The 16,378-nt window shown below is 66.8% G+C and carries 20 protein-coding genes; 9 read left to right on the top strand and 11 right to left on the bottom strand.

The genetic code is table 11. From position 1 onward, the window contains the following. Positions 1–57: 57 nt before the first annotated feature. On the bottom strand, positions 58–570 hold the full coding sequence (locus WC585_RS05295) for a D-glycero-alpha-D-manno-heptose-1,7-bisphosphate 7-phosphatase (protein ID WP_373256519.1): 513 nt from the start codon (positions 568–570) through the stop codon (positions 58–60). A 196-nt stretch (positions 571–766) separates the two neighbouring features. Between WC585_RS05295 and WC585_RS05290 the strand changes: the two genes are divergently transcribed. The 6 genes from WC585_RS05290 to mnmH all read left to right on the top strand — a co-directional run bounded on the left by WC585_RS05290 (position 767) and on the right by mnmH (position 7,018). Beyond that, positions 767–1,933 carry a DegT/DnrJ/EryC1/StrS family aminotransferase gene (locus WC585_RS05290; RefSeq protein WP_373256518.1) on the top strand — a complete coding sequence of 389 codons (1,167 nt, stop codon included), beginning with the start codon at positions 767–769 and terminating at the stop codon, positions 1,931–1,933. Positions 1,934–1,937: 4 nt separating this feature from the next. After that, positions 1,938–2,873: a Gfo/Idh/MocA family protein gene (locus WC585_RS05285; RefSeq protein WP_373256517.1), complete on the top strand. Its 936-nt coding sequence runs from the start codon at positions 1,938–1,940 to the stop codon at positions 2,871–2,873. Between the two features lie 4 nt (positions 2,874–2,877). Continuing rightward, positions 2,878–3,369: a hypothetical protein gene (locus tag WC585_RS05280; protein WP_373256516.1), complete on the top strand. Its 492-nt coding sequence runs from the start codon at positions 2,878–2,880 to the stop codon at positions 3,367–3,369. Between the two features lie 91 nt (positions 3,370–3,460). After that, positions 3,461–4,831, top strand: coding sequence for an NAD-dependent succinate-semialdehyde dehydrogenase (locus tag WC585_RS05275; RefSeq protein WP_373256515.1), 1,371 nt, complete (start codon positions 3,461–3,463; stop codon positions 4,829–4,831). Between the two features lie 53 nt (positions 4,832–4,884). Continuing rightward, positions 4,885–5,949 (top strand): selenide, water dikinase SelD, encoded by a 1,065-nt coding sequence (gene selD / locus WC585_RS05270; RefSeq protein WP_373256514.1) that lies wholly within the window; start codon positions 4,885–4,887, stop codon positions 5,947–5,949. Positions 5,950–5,953: 4 nt separating this feature from the next. Then, entirely contained in the window at positions 5,954–7,018 is a 1,065-nt protein-coding gene (gene mnmH / locus WC585_RS05265) for a tRNA 2-selenouridine(34) synthase MnmH (protein WP_373256513.1), read from the top strand. Positions 7,019–7,021: 3 nt separating this feature from the next. On the opposite strand, the gene WC585_RS05260 is transcribed toward mnmH, so the two are convergent. Together WC585_RS05260 and WC585_RS05255 are read right to left on the bottom strand one after the other, a co-directional pair. Further along, the gene (locus WC585_RS05260) at positions 7,022–7,477 is read right to left on the bottom strand and encodes a MaoC family dehydratase (RefSeq protein ID WP_373256512.1); all 456 of its coding nucleotides are present in this window, start codon (positions 7,475–7,477) and stop codon (positions 7,022–7,024) included. A 52-nt stretch (positions 7,478–7,529) separates the two neighbouring features. Next, complete coding sequence (locus tag WC585_RS05255) at positions 7,530–8,522, bottom strand: threonine/serine dehydratase (RefSeq protein ID WP_373256511.1); 993 nt, start codon at positions 8,520–8,522, stop codon at positions 7,530–7,532. 44 nt (positions 8,523–8,566) lie between these two features. Here WC585_RS05255 and glpK point away from each other — a divergent pair, with 44 nt between their 5' ends. Beyond that, positions 8,567–10,072 (top strand): glycerol kinase GlpK, encoded by a 1,506-nt coding sequence (gene glpK / locus WC585_RS05250; protein ID WP_373256510.1) that lies wholly within the window; start codon positions 8,567–8,569, stop codon positions 10,070–10,072. After that, on the top strand, positions 10,069–11,175 hold the full coding sequence (locus WC585_RS05245) for a phosphotransferase family protein (RefSeq protein ID WP_373256509.1): 1,107 nt from the start codon (positions 10,069–10,071) through the stop codon (positions 11,173–11,175). The genes glpK and WC585_RS05245 overlap by 4 nt, the downstream gene beginning before the upstream one ends. Here WC585_RS05245 and WC585_RS05240 read toward each other — a convergent pair. From WC585_RS05240 to ccmC, 6 genes are all read right to left on the bottom strand, one after another. Then, the gene (locus WC585_RS05240; protein ID WP_373256508.1) at positions 11,172–11,978 is read right to left on the bottom strand and encodes a hypothetical protein; all 807 of its coding nucleotides are present in this window, start codon (positions 11,976–11,978) and stop codon (positions 11,172–11,174) included. The two genes, WC585_RS05245 and WC585_RS05240, sit on opposite strands and share 4 nt — an antisense overlap. Before the next feature lie 103 nt (positions 11,979–12,081). Then, positions 12,082–12,840 carry a DUF1223 domain-containing protein gene (locus tag WC585_RS05235; RefSeq protein ID WP_373256507.1) on the bottom strand — a complete coding sequence of 253 codons (759 nt, stop codon included), beginning with the start codon at positions 12,838–12,840 and terminating at the stop codon, positions 12,082–12,084. Between the two features lie 53 nt (positions 12,841–12,893). Further along, positions 12,894–13,136, bottom strand: a complete 243-nt coding sequence (locus WC585_RS05230; RefSeq protein WP_373256506.1) for a hypothetical protein — start codon at positions 13,134–13,136, stop codon at positions 12,894–12,896. Between the two features lie 42 nt (positions 13,137–13,178). Continuing rightward, positions 13,179–13,787, bottom strand: a complete 609-nt coding sequence (locus tag WC585_RS05225; protein ID WP_373256505.1) for a DsbE family thiol:disulfide interchange protein — start codon at positions 13,785–13,787, stop codon at positions 13,179–13,181. Continuing rightward, positions 13,784–13,936, bottom strand: a complete 153-nt coding sequence (gene ccmD, locus WC585_RS05220) for a heme exporter protein CcmD (protein ID WP_373256504.1) — start codon at positions 13,934–13,936, stop codon at positions 13,784–13,786. The genes WC585_RS05225 and ccmD overlap by 4 nt, the downstream gene beginning before the upstream one ends. Next, positions 13,929–14,660: a heme ABC transporter permease CcmC gene (gene ccmC, locus WC585_RS05215; protein WP_373256502.1), complete on the bottom strand. Its 732-nt coding sequence runs from the start codon at positions 14,658–14,660 to the stop codon at positions 13,929–13,931. Before ccmC ends, ccmD begins: the two co-directional genes overlap by 8 nt. Before the next feature lie 88 nt (positions 14,661–14,748). Here ccmC and WC585_RS05210 point away from each other — a divergent pair, with 88 nt between their 5' ends. After that, entirely contained in the window at positions 14,749–14,973 is a 225-nt protein-coding gene (locus tag WC585_RS05210) for an alkylphosphonate utilization protein (RefSeq protein WP_373256501.1), read from the top strand. Between the two features lie 43 nt (positions 14,974–15,016). Here WC585_RS05210 and ccmB read toward each other — a convergent pair whose 3' ends face one another. Further along, the gene (gene ccmB, locus WC585_RS05205; RefSeq protein WP_373256500.1) at positions 15,017–15,682 is read right to left on the bottom strand and encodes a heme exporter protein CcmB; all 666 of its coding nucleotides are present in this window, start codon (positions 15,680–15,682) and stop codon (positions 15,017–15,019) included. Continuing rightward, positions 15,679–16,278, bottom strand: coding sequence for a heme ABC exporter ATP-binding protein CcmA (gene ccmA / locus WC585_RS05200; RefSeq protein ID WP_373256499.1), 600 nt, complete (start codon positions 16,276–16,278; stop codon positions 15,679–15,681). Before ccmA ends, ccmB begins: the two co-directional genes overlap by 4 nt. Between the last annotated feature and the right edge of the window lie 100 nt (positions 16,279–16,378).

The following is a 16,378-nucleotide window of genomic DNA, read 5'->3' as shown; positions in this document are numbered from 1 at the left end:
AGTAATTCATCGCGGGGAGAAATCCCATGCGTCCGATCGGCTGCACGAACAGGTGTTTCAGTCGCCCAGCAGGTCGGCGACGAAACGGTCCAGATCGCCGCCGACAAAACGGAAGCCCAGCACGCCGGCACGCTGGGCCGCTTCCATGTCCGACGGCTGGTCACCGATCATGAGCGAGCGGTCGGGATCCAGCCCATGCTCGGCTACGGCCCTCAGGATCATGCCGGGGTTGGGCTTTCGGTCCGGATGGTCAGGATGGATGAAGGCTTCGACGGAACCCTGTGCATGAAAGGGGCAGGCATAGACGGCGTCGATGTGCGCCCCGTCCTCGGCCAGGGTCTGCACAACAAGATCATTGAAGGCCTGCATCTGCTCCAGATCGAACAGGCCGCGCGCGACGCCCGACTGATTGGTCACGATGACGCAGACGAAGCCCGCCGCATTCAGCCGTCGCACGGCGGTCGCTGCGCCGGGCATCAGGCGCAGCTGGTCTGGCCGATGCGGATAGCCGACGTCCTCGATCAGCACGCCGTCACGGTCGAGAAAGGCGGCGGGGCGGCCTGGGGTCATGCGCCCGGATTACGAGATGCCGGGCCGGGCTGGCAAGCGGCGGCCTGTGGCTCGTTGCAAGCCGTCACCCGAAGTGACCAGCTGCGATTTGGCGGGACCGAACGCTTTTTGCTAGTGACCAGCCTCCCGACGCGCCGCAAGCTGGCGGCGTTACTCGCCGGCCTTTGCGTCCGGCCGCCTTCGGAGCTTATTCCGCATGACCATCCCCTTCATCGACCTTCAGGCCCAGCGCCTTCGCCTCGGCGGAAAGATCGAAGCCGCCATCCAGGAGGCGGTCCTCGGCGGAGCCTGGGTCATGGGCCCACAGGTGCGTCAGTTCGAGGCCGATCTGACTGCGTTCGGACAGGCGAAACACGCTCTGGGCTGCGCCAACGGGACCGACGCCCTGATCCTGCCGCTGATCGCTTGGGGCATCCGCACGGGCGACGCCGTCTTCTGTCCCAGCTTCACCTTCACCGCGACCGCCGAGGTCGTGCCCTGGCTGGGGGCGGCGCCGGTGTTCGTCGATGTGGATGCACAGACGTTCAACATGGACCCGGCCCATCTGGAGGCCATGATCGAGGCGACGCTGAAGGAAGGTCGCCTCCGGCCCCGGGTCGTGATCGCGGTCGACCTTTTCGGCCAGCCCGCTGACTACCCCGCCATCCGCGCCATCTGCGACAAATACGGCCTGAAGCTGATCTCGGATTCGGCGCAAGGCTTTGGCGGCACCCTGCATGGCGAGCATCCGATCAAATGGGCGGATGTGACGACCACCAGCTTCTTTCCGGCCAAGCCGCTGGGCTGTTACGGCGACGGCGGGGCGGTGCTGACCGACGACGAGGACCTGGCCCAGGAGATGGATTCCCTGCGCGTCCACGGCAAGGTCGTCGCCAAGGACATGAAGGCGGGTGCCGCCGAGTTCGCCCACGACCCCAAATACCTGGCCATGCGCATCGGCATGAACAGCCGCCTCGACACCATCCAGGCCGCCGTCCTGATCGAGAAGCTGAAGGTCTTCAGCCAGGAGATTGAATGGCGTAACGCCGCCGCCGACCGTTACAACACCGGCCTGGCCCCCCATGTCGCCAGCGTGCCGCAGGTCATCGATGGCGGTGTCTCCATCTGGGCCCAGTATACGATCGAGCATGAGAACCGCGACGGCCTGGCCGCGCATCTGAAGGATCAGGGCGTGCCCACCGCCGTCTATTATCCCGTCCCCATGCATCTGCAGCCCGCCTATGCGCGCTTCTCGGCGGGCGAGGGCAGCCTGCCGGTGACGGAACGGCTGAAGGATCGGGTCATCAGCCTGCCCATGCACTCGGACCTCGACGCGCCGACGCAAGGCCGCATCATCGACGCCGTCGCGTCCTTCAAGAGTTGATCGCATGAACCAGAACCAGACCCCCCTCAAGGTCGGCGTCGCCGGCGTCGGCGTCATGGGCCGCAACCATGCCCGCGTGCTGGGCGACATCCGCGACTTCGACCTCACGCACATCTTCGACGCCGATGAAGTGACCGCCCAGGGCGTCGCCGAACTGTACGGCGCGACGCCGGTCACGACGGTTCAGGCCTTTGTCGAGGCCGGGCTGGAGGCGGCGGTGGTCTCGACCCCCAACCGCACCCATGCCGATCTGGGCGTGGCCTTGCTGGAACGCGGCGTGCATGTGCTGGTCGAAAAGCCGATCGCCGCCACCGTGGCCGATGCCCAGCGGCTGATCGATGCGGCCAAGGCCAATGACCGCGTCCTGATGGTCGGTCAGGTCGAGCGGTTCAACCCGGCGGTCGATGCCGTCAAGCGCGCCATCGCGGACGAAAAGGTCATCTCCATCCAGATCACCCGCGTGGGCCCCTTCCCGCCGCGCATGGGCGAGGTCGGGGTGGTCATCGATCTGGCGGTGCACGACATCGACATCATCCGCCACCTGACCGACAGCGAGATCGTCGAGATCCAGCCGCAGCTGGCCCGCACCAAGGCGGACCGCGAGGACACGGCCCTGCTGCAGTTCCGGCTGGAGAATGGCGTGATCGCCCACATCACCACCAACTGGGTCACGCCCTACAAGACCCGCACCCTGCAGGTCGCCACCCAGAACAAATTCGTGGTCGCCGATCTGATGACCCGTCAGGTCACCGAATATTTCGGGCAGCAGCCCGACGGCAGCTATTCGACGCGCGGCGTCATGAGCTGGCCCAGCGAGCCGCTGAAGAAGGAACTGGAAGCCTTCGCCCATGCCATCCGCACCGGAGAGACGCCGGCGGTGACCGGCGAGGACGGCCTGCGCAACCTCGAAGTCGCCCTGCGGTGCCTCGGCGAGGCCTAGGGCCATGTCGCGACCGAACCGCCAGATCGGCCGCCGGATAGGCTTGGCGGCGACGTTTCTGGTCGTCGGACCGATCGCGGGCGGGCTGACCTTCCCGCTGGTCGTTGTCATTGATCACCTGATCTGGCCTGACAACCCCGCCCGATTCGCACTGGCAGGCATGTTTCTGGCGGGGACGGTGCTGACGATCCTGCCGTCGCTGATTGCCGGGATCGCCGGTGCTATCACATCGAGGCTCTGGAGGCGGCGAACAAGCTGGATAACTCAGGCAGTGGCAATCGGCACCGCGATGAGCGTGCTCGAGGGCGTCTTGCTCGCCATTCTGTCGGGGTCAAACTCTGTGATGTTTCAGACAACAGAGGCTATGACACGCTCAATAGTCCTGATCGTGATGCTTGGGTTCCCTGGAGCACTGGCGGGGCTGGCCGCCGCGGTGGCGACCCAGGCCTGGCGTCCTAAGAGCCTTTCCGGGCTCTACGCCGAAACCTTTGACTGAAGTTCAGAAGGCACGTGGCGTCTGGTCGCGGCAACGGGAGGGGGCGGGCGGCGTTTGGCTGTGACCCGTCACCTCGCCGATCGGACGCATCATGGCCTACCGCACCCTGAACCCCTACACCGAAACCGTCGTCAAGACGTACGATCCGCATACGGACGACCAGGTTGAGGCGGCTCTGTCCAAAGCGGACGACATCTTCAAATCCGACTGGTGCCAGGGCGATATCGCGTCGCGTCTGAAAGTCCTGTCGCGGATGGCGGAGCTGCTGACGGAGCGCAGCGACGACCTCGCCGCCAAGATGGCCGAGGAAATGGGCAAGCCGATTACCCAGGGCGCGCAGGAGATCGAACTGTGCGCCGGGATCGCGCAATACTATGCCGAGAACGCCACCGAGCTCCTGAAGCCCCAGGCCTATGAGAGCCAGTTGGGCGAAGCCTGGGTCCAGAATCATCCGGTCGGCGTGCTTCTGGCGGTCGAGCCCTGGAACTTCCCGATTTATCAGCTGATCCGCGTGATCGCTCCGGCCATCGCCGTGGGCAATCCGGTTCTGTTCAAGCACGCGGGGATCGTCCCGGGCTGTGCGGCCATGTTCGAGACGCTGGTGCGAGATGCGGGTGCGCCCGATGGCATGGTGGCAACGCTCTACATCTCGTCGGAACAGGTGTCCGACCTTATCGGTGACGACCGCATCCAGGGTGTCGCCCTGACCGGGTCGGAAGGCGCAGGCTCAAAGGTCGCAGCGCGGGCGTCGGAGATGCTCAAGAAATCCACACTGGAGTTGGGCGGCAGCGACGTCTTCGTGGTGCTGGACGACGCCGATGTTGCGGCCGCCGCCCAGGCCGGGGCCGAGGCGCGCCTGTCCAATGCCGGTCAGGTCTGCACGGGGGCCAAGCGGTTCATCGTCCAGAAGAAGGTCGCAGACGCCTTCACCGCCGCCTTCACCGAAGGCATGCAATCCGCCGTCATGGGCGACCCGATGGATCCGTCCACGACGCTGGGCCCACTGTCGTCCGAGGACGCGCTGGAGGGTCTGGCCAAACAGGTCGATGCCGCTGTGGAGCACGGTGCCGAGCCGTTGACCGGTGGCAAGAGGGCGGACCGCAAGGGCTTCTTCTTTGAACCCACCATCCTGACCGGGATCACCTCTGGCAATCCGGCCTTCCATCAGGAGTTCTTCGGACCCGTAGCCCAGCTCTACATCGTCGAAGACGACGATGCCGTCGTCGCCCTGGCCAACGATTCCCCCTACGGCCTGGGCGGCTCGATCTTCTCGGGCGACACCGACCGGGCGCGCAAGCTCGCCTCGCGGATCGAGACCGGCATGGTCTTCATCAACACCCCGACCACCTCCATGCCTGAACTGCCGTTCGGCGGCGTCAAACGGTCCGGCTACGGCCGCGAACTGGGCGATCTGGGCATCAAGGAGTTCGTCAACCGCAAGCTGGTTGTCGTCGCGGGCTGAGCTAGGCTCAAGCATGGGATGATGCCGGACCGGGTTTGGGCTATCAAGGTGCCATGACGTCCGAACCCGCTACCGAGCCCCGCCTGACTTCCCTCGCTCACGGCGGCGGGTGCGGATGCAAGATGTCACCGGAGCGGTTGCGGTCCATCCTGTCGCAGATGCCCGCCGCCTCGGCCTTTCCGTCGCTGCTGGTCGGGACCGAAACCTCCGACGACGCGGCGGTCTGGAAGATCAGTGAGGATCAGGCGGTGGTCGCCACCACCGACTTCTTCATGCCCATGGTCGACGACCCCTTCGTCTTCGGCCAGATCGCGGCGACCAACGCCCTGTCGGACGTCTATGCCATGGGGGCCAGGCCGATCATGGCCCTGGCCATTCTGGGCATGCCGATCAACGTCCTGTCCGATGCGACCATCGGTCAGATACTGGCTGGCGGGGCCGAGGTCTGTTCGCGGGCCGGCATACCGGTTGCGGGTGGGCATTCGATCGATTCCGTCGAACCCATCTATGGGCTGGTGGCCATGGGTCTGGTCGATCCGCGCCGTGTCCTGACCAATCGAGGGGCCCGGCCGGGAGACAGGTTGATCCTGACCAAGGGTCTGGGCGTGGGTGTGCTCAGCGCTGCATTCAAGCGCGATGAGCTTTCAGCGACCGGCTATCAGGCGCTGGTCGCCTCGACGACGCAGCTCAATACCGTCGGCGCTCGGCTGCCCGATATCGACGGTGTGCATGCGGTGACGGACGTTACCGGCTTTGGCCTGCTGGGGCATGCCCTGGAGATGGCGCGGGGCGGGGACGTCGATCTGGAGATAGAAACCGGACGGCTCCCGGTGCTGGACGCCGCGCATGATCTGATCCGTGCCGGGCGCGTCACTGGCGCGTCGGGCCGCAACTGGACCAGTTATCAGCAGGATGTCCGCCTGCCCGCCGATGCGGTGGCAGACTGGCGCGATCGGCTGACAGACCCCCAGACCAGCGGCGGCCTGCTGATCGCCGTGGCCGAGGCGGATGCCGGGCGGGTTCTGGACATGGCGGTGCAGGACGGGTTCGCCATGGCAACCGAGATCGGGCGCGTGGTGCCTGCGGTCGGCCGGCCCTCCGTCATCGTCAGGGCCTGACCGCATGGCGGGGTCGACGATCGATCTGAGCCCCGAGGCCCGCGTGACCTATGACGCGATCATCGACGTGCGTAGCCCCGCCGAGTTCGCGGAAGATCACCTGCCCGGCGCGATCAACCTGCCGGTTCTCGACGATGCCCAGCGGGCCGAGATCGGCACGATCTACGTCCAGACCTCCAAATTCCTGGCGCGACGGCAGGGTGCCGCCATGGTCGCACGCAATATCGCGGCCCATCTGGAAGGTCCGCTGGCCGAACGGACGGGTGGGTTCAGGCCCCTTGTCTATTGCTGGCGTGGCGGACAACGGTCGGGGTCCATGGCCACGGTGATGAGCCAGGTCGGCTGGCCCGTGACGCGGCTTGAGGGTGGTTACCAGACCTGGCGGCGACGGGTTCTGTCTCGCCTCTACGATCCAGCACCACACGGTCCGGATTTCCGCTGTATCCTGCTGGATGGTCCGACCGGCAGCGGAAAGACCGCTGTCCTGGGCCTGCTGGCCGAGCGCGGCGTACAGGTTCTGGATTTGGAAGGTCTGGCCCATCACCGTGGGTCCCTGTTCGGCGCTTCCGACCAGCCCCAACCGCGCCAGCGCCTGTTCGAAAGCCATTTGCTGGAAGCCCTGGAGCGGCTCGATCCCGCTCGCCCGATCGTGGTCGAGTCCGAATCCAGCCGGATTGGTGCCCTGACCCTGCCGCCGCGTCTGTGGGCCGCGATGAAGATTGCGCCGCGCATCGAACTGGTCGCCTCGCGGGAGGCTCGCGCCCGATTCAGCCTGGACAGCTACGCCAGCGTCGCCGCCGATCCTGCGGCCCTGGACCAGACCCTGTCACGCCTGCCCTGGCGTCATGGACGGGCCCAAATCGCCGCGTGGCGCACCCTGGCCAGCGCGGGCGACCTTCTGTCCCTGGTCGATGGTCTGCTGGAGATACACTACGACCCGGCCTACCGTCGGGCCGCGTCCCGGTTCGCACCGGCCGTCGCCGCAGTGCCCTCGCCTGTTTTCGGGGACCCGTCGGAGCGTGACGCAGCCCTGGATCGAATCGAGGCCACCATCAGCGCGCTGGGCTGAGCTTCAGCCGCCGACCATCTGCATGCCCAACCATTCGGCGATCAGGGCGGGCTTGTCTCCGCCCTCGATCTCGACCGTCAGCTCGTGCTTGATCAGCCAGCGCCCGCCGCCCTTGTCCTCGGCGGACAGCAGTTTGAAACGGCCGCGCACCTTCGAATTGACCGGCACGGGTGCCAGAAAACGCAGCTTGTCGAAGCCGTAGTTGACGCCCATGACCACGCCTTCCAGCGGGGCGACGGCCTCATAGGACATGCCGGACGCCAGGCTGAGCGTCAGGAACCCATGCGCAATGGTAGTTCCGAACGGGGTCTGTTTGGCCAGTTCGGGATTCACATGGATGAACTGATGATCGTTGGTGACCTCGGCGAAGGCGTCGATGCGGGCCTGGTCGATCTCGATCCAGCTGGAGACGCCGACTTCGGTGCCGATCAGGGACTGCAGTTCGCTGGGCTTGGGCATGGTGGTCCTCACGTGGGTTTCGAGAGCAGACTGACCGGGAAGCGCGGCGCAATCAATGGGCGACGAACCGGCCCTCGATGATGTCGGAGAACAGGCCCGGATCGACATTGCCGCCTGACAGAACGAGAACCGTGGTTCGCCCCGCTGCTTCGACATGACCCGACAACAGGGCGGCAAGGGACACCGCGCCACCCGGTTCGACCACTTGCTTCAGGGTTCGGAATGCGTAGGCCACGGCCTCGGCCACCTCGGCGTCCGAAACAGTGACGACCCGCTGCAGTCGCCGGTTGATCGGAAACGTCAGCTCGCCCGGCCGATCGGTCATCAGGGCATCGCAGATGGAGGGGTGCGACACCGGCGCATGGGTCAGCCGCTCGCCTGCGGCGAGCGATAGCAGGGTGTCGTTATAGGCCTGCGGTTCTACCCCGATCACCGGCGTATCCGGCGACAGGGCCGCCATCGACAGATTGATCCCCGCGATCAGCCCGCCGCCCGACGCCCCGCACAGCAGCTGATCGATCCGCTCGACACCCTGCTCACGCGACTGCTCGACGATCTCCAGTCCCGTCGTGCCCTGGCCCTCGATGATGAAGGGGTCGTCGAAGGGGCGGACCAGGACGCTGCCCTTCGTGGCCGCGATCTCCTCGCCGATGGCCTCCCGGCTCTCGGTATAGCGGTCGTACATCCGCACCTCGCCACCGAAGGCGATGACGCCCTCGACCTTCACCCTGGGGCTGTCGGCGGGCATGACGATGATCGCGTGGGTGCCCATGCGACGGGCGGCGGCAGCCACGGCCTGGGCATGATTGCCGGACGAATAGGCGACGACACCGCGTGCCAGTTCTTCAGACGTCAGCCGGCTGATCCGGTTCCACGCCCCCCGGAACTTGAAGGCCCCCGCCACCTGAAGGTTTTCCGCCTTCATCAGCACACGCCCGCCCAGACGTTCGTTCAGCGCGGGGCTTTCGATCAGGGGCGTGCGGACGGCGTGTCCGGCGATCTGACGGGCGGCGTCGCGGACGCCCTCGAAGGAGGCGGTGTGCATGGGCCCTCTTACCTTGCCTGCACGGGTTTGCGTAAGGTGTGACTATGAGAAGTCTGATCCTCGCCATTGACCAGGGCACGACCTCGTCGCGCGCCATCGCCTTCGAAGTGGCAACAGGAGGCGGGCTTCGACCGGTAGCGGTCAGCCAGATCGAACTGCAGCAGCATTTCCCCAAGTCCGGATGGGTCGAGCATGACGCGGCCGAGATCTGGTCGGCCACGCTGCAGACCTGCCGCGAGGTGATCGGCAAGGCGGGCGGCGTCGCGCGCTTCGCCGCCATCGGGATCACCAACCAGCGTGAGACGGCGGTTCTGTGGGATGCCCGAACATCAGAGCCTCTGCACCGCGCCATCGTCTGGCAAGACCGGCGCACCGCCGATGTCACCGCGCGTCTGGCCGCGGCCGGGCATGAGTCCATGGTTCAGGACGCGACCGGCCTGATCCTCGATCCCTATTTCTCCGCGCCCAAATTCGCCTGGCTGCTGGATGCGGTGCCTGGCGCGCGCGAGCGGGCGCAGCGCGGCGAGGTGAAGCTGGGCACGATCGAGAGCTGGCTGATCTGGAAGCTGACAGGAGGCAACAGCCACGTCACCGACGCGACCAATGCCAGCCGCACCTCACTGATGGACCTGAGAACCCGCCAATGGCGGCCTGATCTGGCCGAGCTGTTCCATGTGCCCCTTTCGGCCTTGCCGGAGATACGCGGCTGTACGGATCATCTGGGGGATTGCGAGGCGTCGTTGTTCGGGACTGCCCTGCCCATTCACGGCGCGGCGGGCGATCAGCAGGCGGCGCTGGTGGCGCATGGGGCGCTGAAGGCGGGCGATGCCAAGATCACCTATGGCACCGGGGCCTTTCTGGTCGCCAATGTCGGCACAGAACCCGTCGCCTCGACCAGCCGCCTGCTGGGCACGCTGGGATACGAGGCGAAGGGCCAGGTCGCCTATGCGCTGGAAGGGTCGATCTTCTCCGCCGGATCGGCGATCCAGTGGCTGCGCGACGGGCTGAAGGTCATCTCCGCATCGCGCCAGTCCGAGGCCATGGCGCAGAGCCTGGCCGACAATGGCGGCGTCTATCTGGTGCCGGGCTTCACGGGTCTGGGGGCACCGTGGTGGGAGCCGAACGCGCGGGGCACGATCGTTGGCCTGACCCGCGATTCGGGACCGGCGCATATGGTCCGGGCTGCGCTGGAGAGTCTGGCCTATCAGACGCGCGATCTGCTGGACGCCCTGGCCCGCGACGGGGCACCCAGGCTGAAAGTTCTGAAGGTCGATGGCGGGGTCACCGCCAATGCTTTTGCCATGCAGTTCGTCGCCGACATCTGCGACATCACCGTCGAGCGCCCTGCCTTTCAGGAGATGACGGCCCTGGGGGCCGCCAAGCTGGCGGCGCTGGGCGTCGGTCTGATCGACGACCTGGAGGACCATCCCGTGGAGGCTCCGGCGGTCTGGACGCCGCGCATGGATCAGTCCAGACGTGAAAGTCTACTGAGGGGCTGGCGCGGGGCGGTGCGTGCGGCCATCATCGCCGCAAACCCGGATGACGCATGACCCAGATCGACACTGACCCGGCCGATAACGGCGACATCAACACCGACGCGCAAGCCGCCTTCTCCGGCACGCGCGACGTCGATCCGCGCTATCGTCTGGACGAACCGGCGCTCGAGCGCTGGCTGACCCAGAATGTGGAGGGCTATGCCGGGCCGCTGACGGTGCGTCAGTTCAAGGGTGGCCAGTCCAATCCGACCTATGAGCTGACCACACCCGGCCACACCTATGTGCTGCGCCGCAAGCCGCCGGGCACCCTGCTGCCCTCCGCCCATGCCGTGGATCGCGAGTTCACGGTCATCTCGGCCCTGCACGCGCAGGGCTACCCCGTCGCTCGGCCCTATACTCTGTGTACGGACGATGGCGTCATCGGCTCGATGTTCTACGTGATGGACAAGGTCGAGGGCCGCGTCCTTTGGGACCTCAAACTGCCCGGCATGACCCCGGCGGACCGCCGGGCCATCTACGACACCCAGATCGACGCCTTGGCGGCCCTGCATGCCTTCGATCCCGCCGCCATCGGCTTGGGCGATTACGGCCGTCCCGGAAACTATTTTGAGCGGCAGGTCGGACGCTGGACCAAACAGTATCGTGCGTCCGAGATCGAACCGAACGCGGCGATGGACCGGCTGATCGAATTCCTGCCCGCAACCCTGCCGCCCCAGGGGCCGACACGGATCGTGCACGGCGACTTCCGTCTCGATAATCTGATCATGGCCCCCGATGCGCCCCAGGTGCGGGCCGTGCTGGACTGGGAACTGTCCACGCTAGGCGACCCGATGGCCGACTTCTCCTATCTGCTGATCGCCTGGGTCATTCCGGCGGATCAGAAAAACGGGCTGGCCGGGACGGACATCGAGGCCCTGGGCATCCCCTCCGTGGCCCAAACCGTCGAACGCTATGCGCGCCAGACGGGGGGAGAGGTCCCCGCCAATCTGGACTGGCTGTTTGCCTATAATTTGTTCCGGTTGGCCGCCATCTGTCAGGGCATCGCCGGGCGGGTGCGGGACGGCACCGCCGCATCTTCGCATGCCAGGGCCATGGCCGCCCAGGTCCCGATGCTCGCAGGCGGTGCGCTTGCGTTTGCGAAGAAAGCCGGAGCCTAGTTGCTCAGGATCTGAACCTTGGTCCAGACGTCGCCGCGATTGACGATGTCGATCCTCAGGCGGGCCGCCGTCGCCGGCGACAGGGTGCAACTGGGATAGTGATCGTCCAGACCGTCGGCGCAGAGGACCTGTCCCCGGTCATCCCGCACGACCAGGTCGATGTTGGTGTCTCCGTCGCCTATGGCCGCAACCCTGAGAAGCTGGGCTCCGCGCGCGTCGATACTGAAGCTCCAGCGCTCGCGCGAGTTCAGTCGCTTGACGGTCGAGATGGGCCCCACGCCGAAAGGCGAGGTCATGACGCCCACCATGGGGGCGGGTGGTGCCGCCGGCATCGGTACTGCGGGGGCAGGGGCCAGAGCGGGCGGCGGAGGAGGCGGTGGTCTTGGCGCTGGCGGCGGTGCTGCCGTCTCGGCGCTGGCGGGCGGCGGACGTCTGACGCGCGAACCGGTCACCACGACATCTTCGACAACGGTCTGGCCCTGACCCAAGGCGGCTGCCTCCTGACGCAGGCCTTGAGGCGTCAGGACGGGTGTAAGGCCCACGTCACCGTCGAGCCCGGTCCGCATCGGCACCTCATCCAGCATGCGAGCCGCCGTCAGCAGCGCACCGGAATCCCTGTTCGCGCGGGCCCAGTCGACCAGATGGGCCACGATCAGGGTCCTTGAGACGGCGCGCGATTCCGGCGTCTCGTTCGCTACGGGAGGATCCTGGGCGTAGGGTTGCGGCGGCGAGATGGCCTGCGCAGACGGCACCGCCATTATGGCGAGCACAGCCATTGCTGAAATATAGACCGTCGATCTCATCACGTCGCCTTTGCCTCTTCGGGCTCTCAGCTGCCGAGCTTTCATGGTCGATGAAGGTGCTCGGTCTGCGCCACTGACGAAAGCTGATAATTCAGGCGGGACGTCAGCGCGGGGCCAGGACAGCGCCGGCCAGGATCTGGCGACTGGTCTTGGCCTGGATCAGGACAGCGACGGCTTCTCCCGCAGCCATATGGTCGGGCAGGGAATACAGAACCGGTCGTCCGCTCCAGTCACCCAGGGTCTCGACCCCGACGACGACATTGGTGTGCCGCAGGCGCCGGCCGCGATTCTCACCAGACGACACCACGACGGTCTGGGCTCCCGGCTTGTAGCGCACGGCCACAACCTCTGCCCCGCCGTCTGGCGACGTGCCGGACCCTATACCGACGCGGTCGCCCGTTTCGCGGAATTCGATCTCGGGAGGGTTGGCCGGGCGCGTCGCTTCATCGTCTATGGCCACTTGAAGCGCAGGCGGCTGGGCCAGCACGACCTCACGGCGGCCGTTGATGACGATCTGCGGCGTCGAGACATCGCGCACGCGCAAGGGACGACGATAATCCCGCTGGCGCTGGGCAAACTCCGGACGGGCAAAGGTGTCCTGCCAGCCCAGATAGTCCCAGTAGTCGACGGCATAGGTCAGGGCGATCACGCCCGGCTCGTCGGCGACCGCCTCCAGGCGTGTGTTGGCCTCGGCACAGACGCCGCAGCCCTGGGCGGTGAACAGCTCGACCACGACAGGATCGCTGGGCCCGGGGACCTGATGGCGGACATCGCGCACAGCCGTGGGCTGGGCGGTCGAGGTCGCCGCGACGAGGGCGAGCCCGAGGGCCGCCGCGGGTATGATCCAGCCCCGGTTACGCATGGCGCGACCATAAACACGGCGCGCGCGGATGCGCCGCTCATTTTCGCGTGAAGTCAGACCCGGATGTCGACCAGGGAGCCCGGGCGCAGGTCGCGCTCGCCGGTTGAGACTGTGCTGTCGGACCGCGAAGCCGTCGTGATCGAGGGCCGAACGGCGACCTCCGTCTTCGTCACCGGCGTCGGCGAAATCCCGGCCAGCGCGGCGCGGAAGAAGTCGGATGAGCGCGCCGCCTGGGCCGCCGGCTGCGGGGCCGTCGGGAACAGGGTGGAGGGCAGGTCGGGCCGAATCGCGCTCATGCCGACAAGGTTAACGAAAACGGTGTGGAGAGGGTTAACGGCCTATTCCGGCGGGCGCGGCGTGGCCGTCGGCAGGGGCCGGGCCGGGGCCTGCATGGCCTGGACCAGGCGCTCGACCTCGGCGTCGCTCACCAGGGGACCGGAGAATTTGGCGACCACCTTGCCCATGGCGTCGACGGCAAAGGTTTCCGGCGCACCCGTTATGCCCAGATCCAGCCCGGCCCGGCCTTCCCGGTCGACCAGGACGATGGAGTAGGGGTCGCCCAGTTCGTTCAGAAAGGCGCGGGTGGCGACGGGATCGTCCTTCCACGCCACGCCGACGACGGCCACACCCTGTTCGCGCAATGCCAGAAGCCGGGGGTGTTCGACGCGGCAGGGCGCACACCAGCTGGCGAAGACATTGACCAGCATCGGCTTGCCGACGCCGGCGGTCTTCAGATCGACTTGGCCCGGACCCGGCTCGGTGCCGGTCAGGATCGGCAGGACGGTCTGGGGGATCGGCTGACCGACAAGCGCTGATGGACGATACTCGTTGCCCTGGGTCTGGCCCTGGGTCAGCGAGCGCGAGGCGACATCGCCCAGTTTCAGGGCCGCGAAGACGACCAGACCGACCAGCAGCGCCAGGGGAATGAGGGCCAGCCAACGGTTCATGACTTGTCGTCCTCCAGCCGCTTCAGGGCGCTCTTCCAGCGGCGCGAGGCCGTCAGCGCCCGCATGGCCAGGGCCGCCAGAACGACTGCGCTGATGGCCCAGCACGGCCAGACGTAGGCTCCGTAGGCTCCCATATCCAGATCAGGCATGATCGGCCTCCATGGCGCGGCGGGCGCTCAGCGACAGCACCCGGCGACGCACGATCTCGGTGCGGATGGAGGTGATCCAGTAGGCCAGGAAGAAGACCCCGAACGCCGCCATCATGATCAGCAGCGGCGTCAGCATGGAGGCCGCCATCGACGGTCCGTCTTCGCGCAGCAGGCTGGCGGGCTGATGCAGGGTATTCCACCAGTCGACGGAGAATTTCACGATCGGCAGGTTGATCAGACCGACCAGTCCCAGCACCGCAGCCGCTCGTGCCGCCTTGGCCTCGTCGTCGATCGACGCCCTCAGCGCCATGTAGCCGATGTAGAACAGCAGCAGGACCAGCTCCGACATCAGCCGCGCATCGCCCCAGACCCAGAAGGCCCCCCACATCGGCTTGCCCCATAGACTGCCGGTAATCAGGGCCAGGAAGGTATAGGCCGCGCCCGGCAGGGCCGCCGCCCGCGCTGCCGCATCCGCCAGCGGATGCCGGAACACCAGGGCGAAGAAGCTGGAAATCCCCAGCGCCAGATAGATGCCCAGACCCACCGAGGCGGCGGGCACATGCACGAACATGATCCGCACCGTATCGCCCTGCTGATAGTCCTCGGGCGCGACGAAACTCAGCCAGGTCCCGACGGCCAGCAGCAAGCCGGCCCCGACCCACAGCACGGGCGTGAGCGGGCGCGTGAAGCGCAGGAACCGGTCGGGATTGGCAAGGCCGAACATCCGCATCCCTTTAAGGGGCTTGGCGCCGCCGCGCTATACGTCCCCCATCCCTGTGCTACAGCGTCGCGCCAGATTTGCGGAGACGACCATGACCGACGACGTGACCAAGGATTCCAACGGCAACATCCTGGCCGACGGGGACAGCGTGACCCTGATCAAGGATCTGAAGGTCAAGGGCTCGGGCGGGGTGACGCTGAAACGCGGCCAGCTGGTCAAGAACATCCGCCTGACCGGCGATACAGACGAGATCGAGGCCAATGTGGAGAAGGTGCGCGGCCTGGTGCTGCGGACGGAGTTTGTGAAGAAGGCCTGATGCGCTGACGCTCGGGCCGCGGACCCTCGCGACTTGAGCGCGATTACCCTTGAGCGTTCCGGATCGCCGCTGCGCCTGCGAACGGCGCAATGACGGCGGCGAACAGGACATAGGCAGTCAGCAGGGCCAGGGCCGGGATGGGGGACAGGCCGTTGGTCGCCCGCTCCAGGGCCCCGGCCCCGAAGACCACCGGCGGGATGAACAGCGGCAAGACGACGACGGCGATCAGCAGGCCGCCGCGCTTCGACCCAAGCGCCAGGGCCGCGCCCAGGGCTCCGGTCAGAGCAAACCCCAGCCCGCCGATCAGGGCTGATAGTCCCACCAGCGGGGCGAGAGCCGGCGACAGGCCCAGGGTGATGGCGGCAACGGGCGCGGTCACAGCCAGGGGCCAGCCGACGGCCAGCCACTGGGCCTTGGCCTTGGCCATGACGACCAGTTCCAGCTGGACGGGCCCCAGCGCGATCAGGTCCAGCGTACCGTCCTCCAGATCGCGCTCGAACAGTCGCTCCAGCGACAGGATCGACGACAGCGCCAGGGCCAGCCAGGCCATGCTGCCCGCGACGGGTCTCAGGCCTGCCGGATCGCCACCGGCCGCCAGCGGCACCAGGACGGTCAGACACAGGAAAAAGCCGCAGGCCAGAAGAGGCCCGCCACCGCCGGACCAGGCCAGTGCCAGTTCACGACGGAACAGGATCAACAGGCCGCTCACCGCCCGGCTCCGATATCAAGCGTACGGGCCGGCACAGGCAGGGGGTCATGCACGGCGGCGATGACGGCCCCACCCTTGTCGACATGGGCCTGCATCAGGGTGCCGAACACGGCGCGCCAGCGGGCATCCAGCGGACTGAACGGCTCGTCGAGCAGCCATAGCGGTCGCGGCGCGGCGATCAGACGAGCCAGGGCCAGTCTGCGGCGTTGGCCCGCAGACAACTGACGCACCTCCAGATCCAGCAGTGGCGTCAGGGCCAGAAGGTCAATGGCTGCGGCGACACCATCCGGGTCTGCACCGGCGAACCGGGTCTGGAACGCCAGTTCGTCACGCGCGCTGCGGGCCGTTTTCAGACCGTCAAGCGGGCCCTGCCAGTGCAGATGCTGTCGCCGTGCTTCGTGCACATCCGTGCCCCCGAAGGCTATTTCGCCTGCGTCGGGGCGGATGAATCCGGCTATGGCGCGCAACAGGCTGGTCTTGCCCGCCCCGTTCGCCCCGGTCAGGGCCAGCACCTCTCCGGGCGCGACGGTAAGGGACAGGTCGCGGAACAGAATCCGCTCTCCGCGGGATACGGTCAGGGCAGAGACGGAAATCATCTGTCACCCCTCCAGTTGCGAACATTTCTCAATGTCCCTGTGCCCAACGCGGATACATGGACGCAAGCGCCTGCCATCGCTATATCCAGCGTCGCCGCAG

The organism is Brevundimonas sp. (assembly GCF_041648055.1).
Lineage (GTDB): Bacteria > Pseudomonadota > Alphaproteobacteria > Caulobacterales > Caulobacteraceae > Brevundimonas.
The sequence above is the reverse complement of the archived record's forward strand: the minus strand, read 5'-3'. Positions and strand labels throughout refer to the sequence as shown.

Coding starts and splice junctions, on each gene's coding strand:
- WC585_RS05295 (WP_373256519.1), bottom strand. CDS start 570: ATGACCCCAGGCCGCCCCGCCGCCTTTCTCGACCGTGACGGCGTGCTG.
- WC585_RS05290 (WP_373256518.1), top strand. CDS start 767: ATGACCATCCCCTTCATCGACCTTCAGGCCCAGCGCCTTCGCCTCGGC.
- WC585_RS05285 (WP_373256517.1), top strand. CDS start 1,938: ATGAACCAGAACCAGACCCCCCTCAAGGTCGGCGTCGCCGGCGTCGGC.
- WC585_RS05280 (WP_373256516.1), top strand. CDS start 2,878: ATGTCGCGACCGAACCGCCAGATCGGCCGCCGGATAGGCTTGGCGGCG.
- WC585_RS05275 (WP_373256515.1), top strand. CDS start 3,461: ATGGCCTACCGCACCCTGAACCCCTACACCGAAACCGTCGTCAAGACG.
- selD (WP_373256514.1), top strand. CDS start 4,885: ATGACGTCCGAACCCGCTACCGAGCCCCGCCTGACTTCCCTCGCTCAC.
- mnmH (WP_373256513.1), top strand. CDS start 5,954: ATGGCGGGGTCGACGATCGATCTGAGCCCCGAGGCCCGCGTGACCTAT.
- WC585_RS05260 (WP_373256512.1), bottom strand. CDS start 7,477: ATGCCCAAGCCCAGCGAACTGCAGTCCCTGATCGGCACCGAAGTCGGC.
- WC585_RS05255 (WP_373256511.1), bottom strand. CDS start 8,522: ATGCACACCGCCTCCTTCGAGGGCGTCCGCGACGCCGCCCGTCAGATC.
- glpK (WP_373256510.1), top strand. CDS start 8,567: ATGAGAAGTCTGATCCTCGCCATTGACCAGGGCACGACCTCGTCGCGC.
- WC585_RS05245 (WP_373256509.1), top strand. CDS start 10,069: ATGACCCAGATCGACACTGACCCGGCCGATAACGGCGACATCAACACC.
- WC585_RS05240 (WP_373256508.1), bottom strand. CDS start 11,978: ATGAGATCGACGGTCTATATTTCAGCAATGGCTGTGCTCGCCATAATG.
- WC585_RS05235 (WP_373256507.1), bottom strand. CDS start 12,840: ATGCGTAACCGGGGCTGGATCATACCCGCGGCGGCCCTCGGGCTCGCC.
- WC585_RS05230 (WP_373256506.1), bottom strand. CDS start 13,136: ATGAGCGCGATTCGGCCCGACCTGCCCTCCACCCTGTTCCCGACGGCC.
- WC585_RS05225 (WP_373256505.1), bottom strand. CDS start 13,787: ATGAACCGTTGGCTGGCCCTCATTCCCCTGGCGCTGCTGGTCGGTCTG.
- ccmD (WP_373256504.1), bottom strand. CDS start 13,936: ATGCCTGATCTGGATATGGGAGCCTACGGAGCCTACGTCTGGCCGTGC.
- ccmC (WP_373256502.1), bottom strand. CDS start 14,660: ATGTTCGGCCTTGCCAATCCCGACCGGTTCCTGCGCTTCACGCGCCCG.
- WC585_RS05210 (WP_373256501.1), top strand. CDS start 14,749: ATGACCGACGACGTGACCAAGGATTCCAACGGCAACATCCTGGCCGAC.
- ccmA (WP_373256499.1), bottom strand. CDS start 16,278: ATGATTTCCGTCTCTGCCCTGACCGTATCCCGCGGAGAGCGGATTCTG.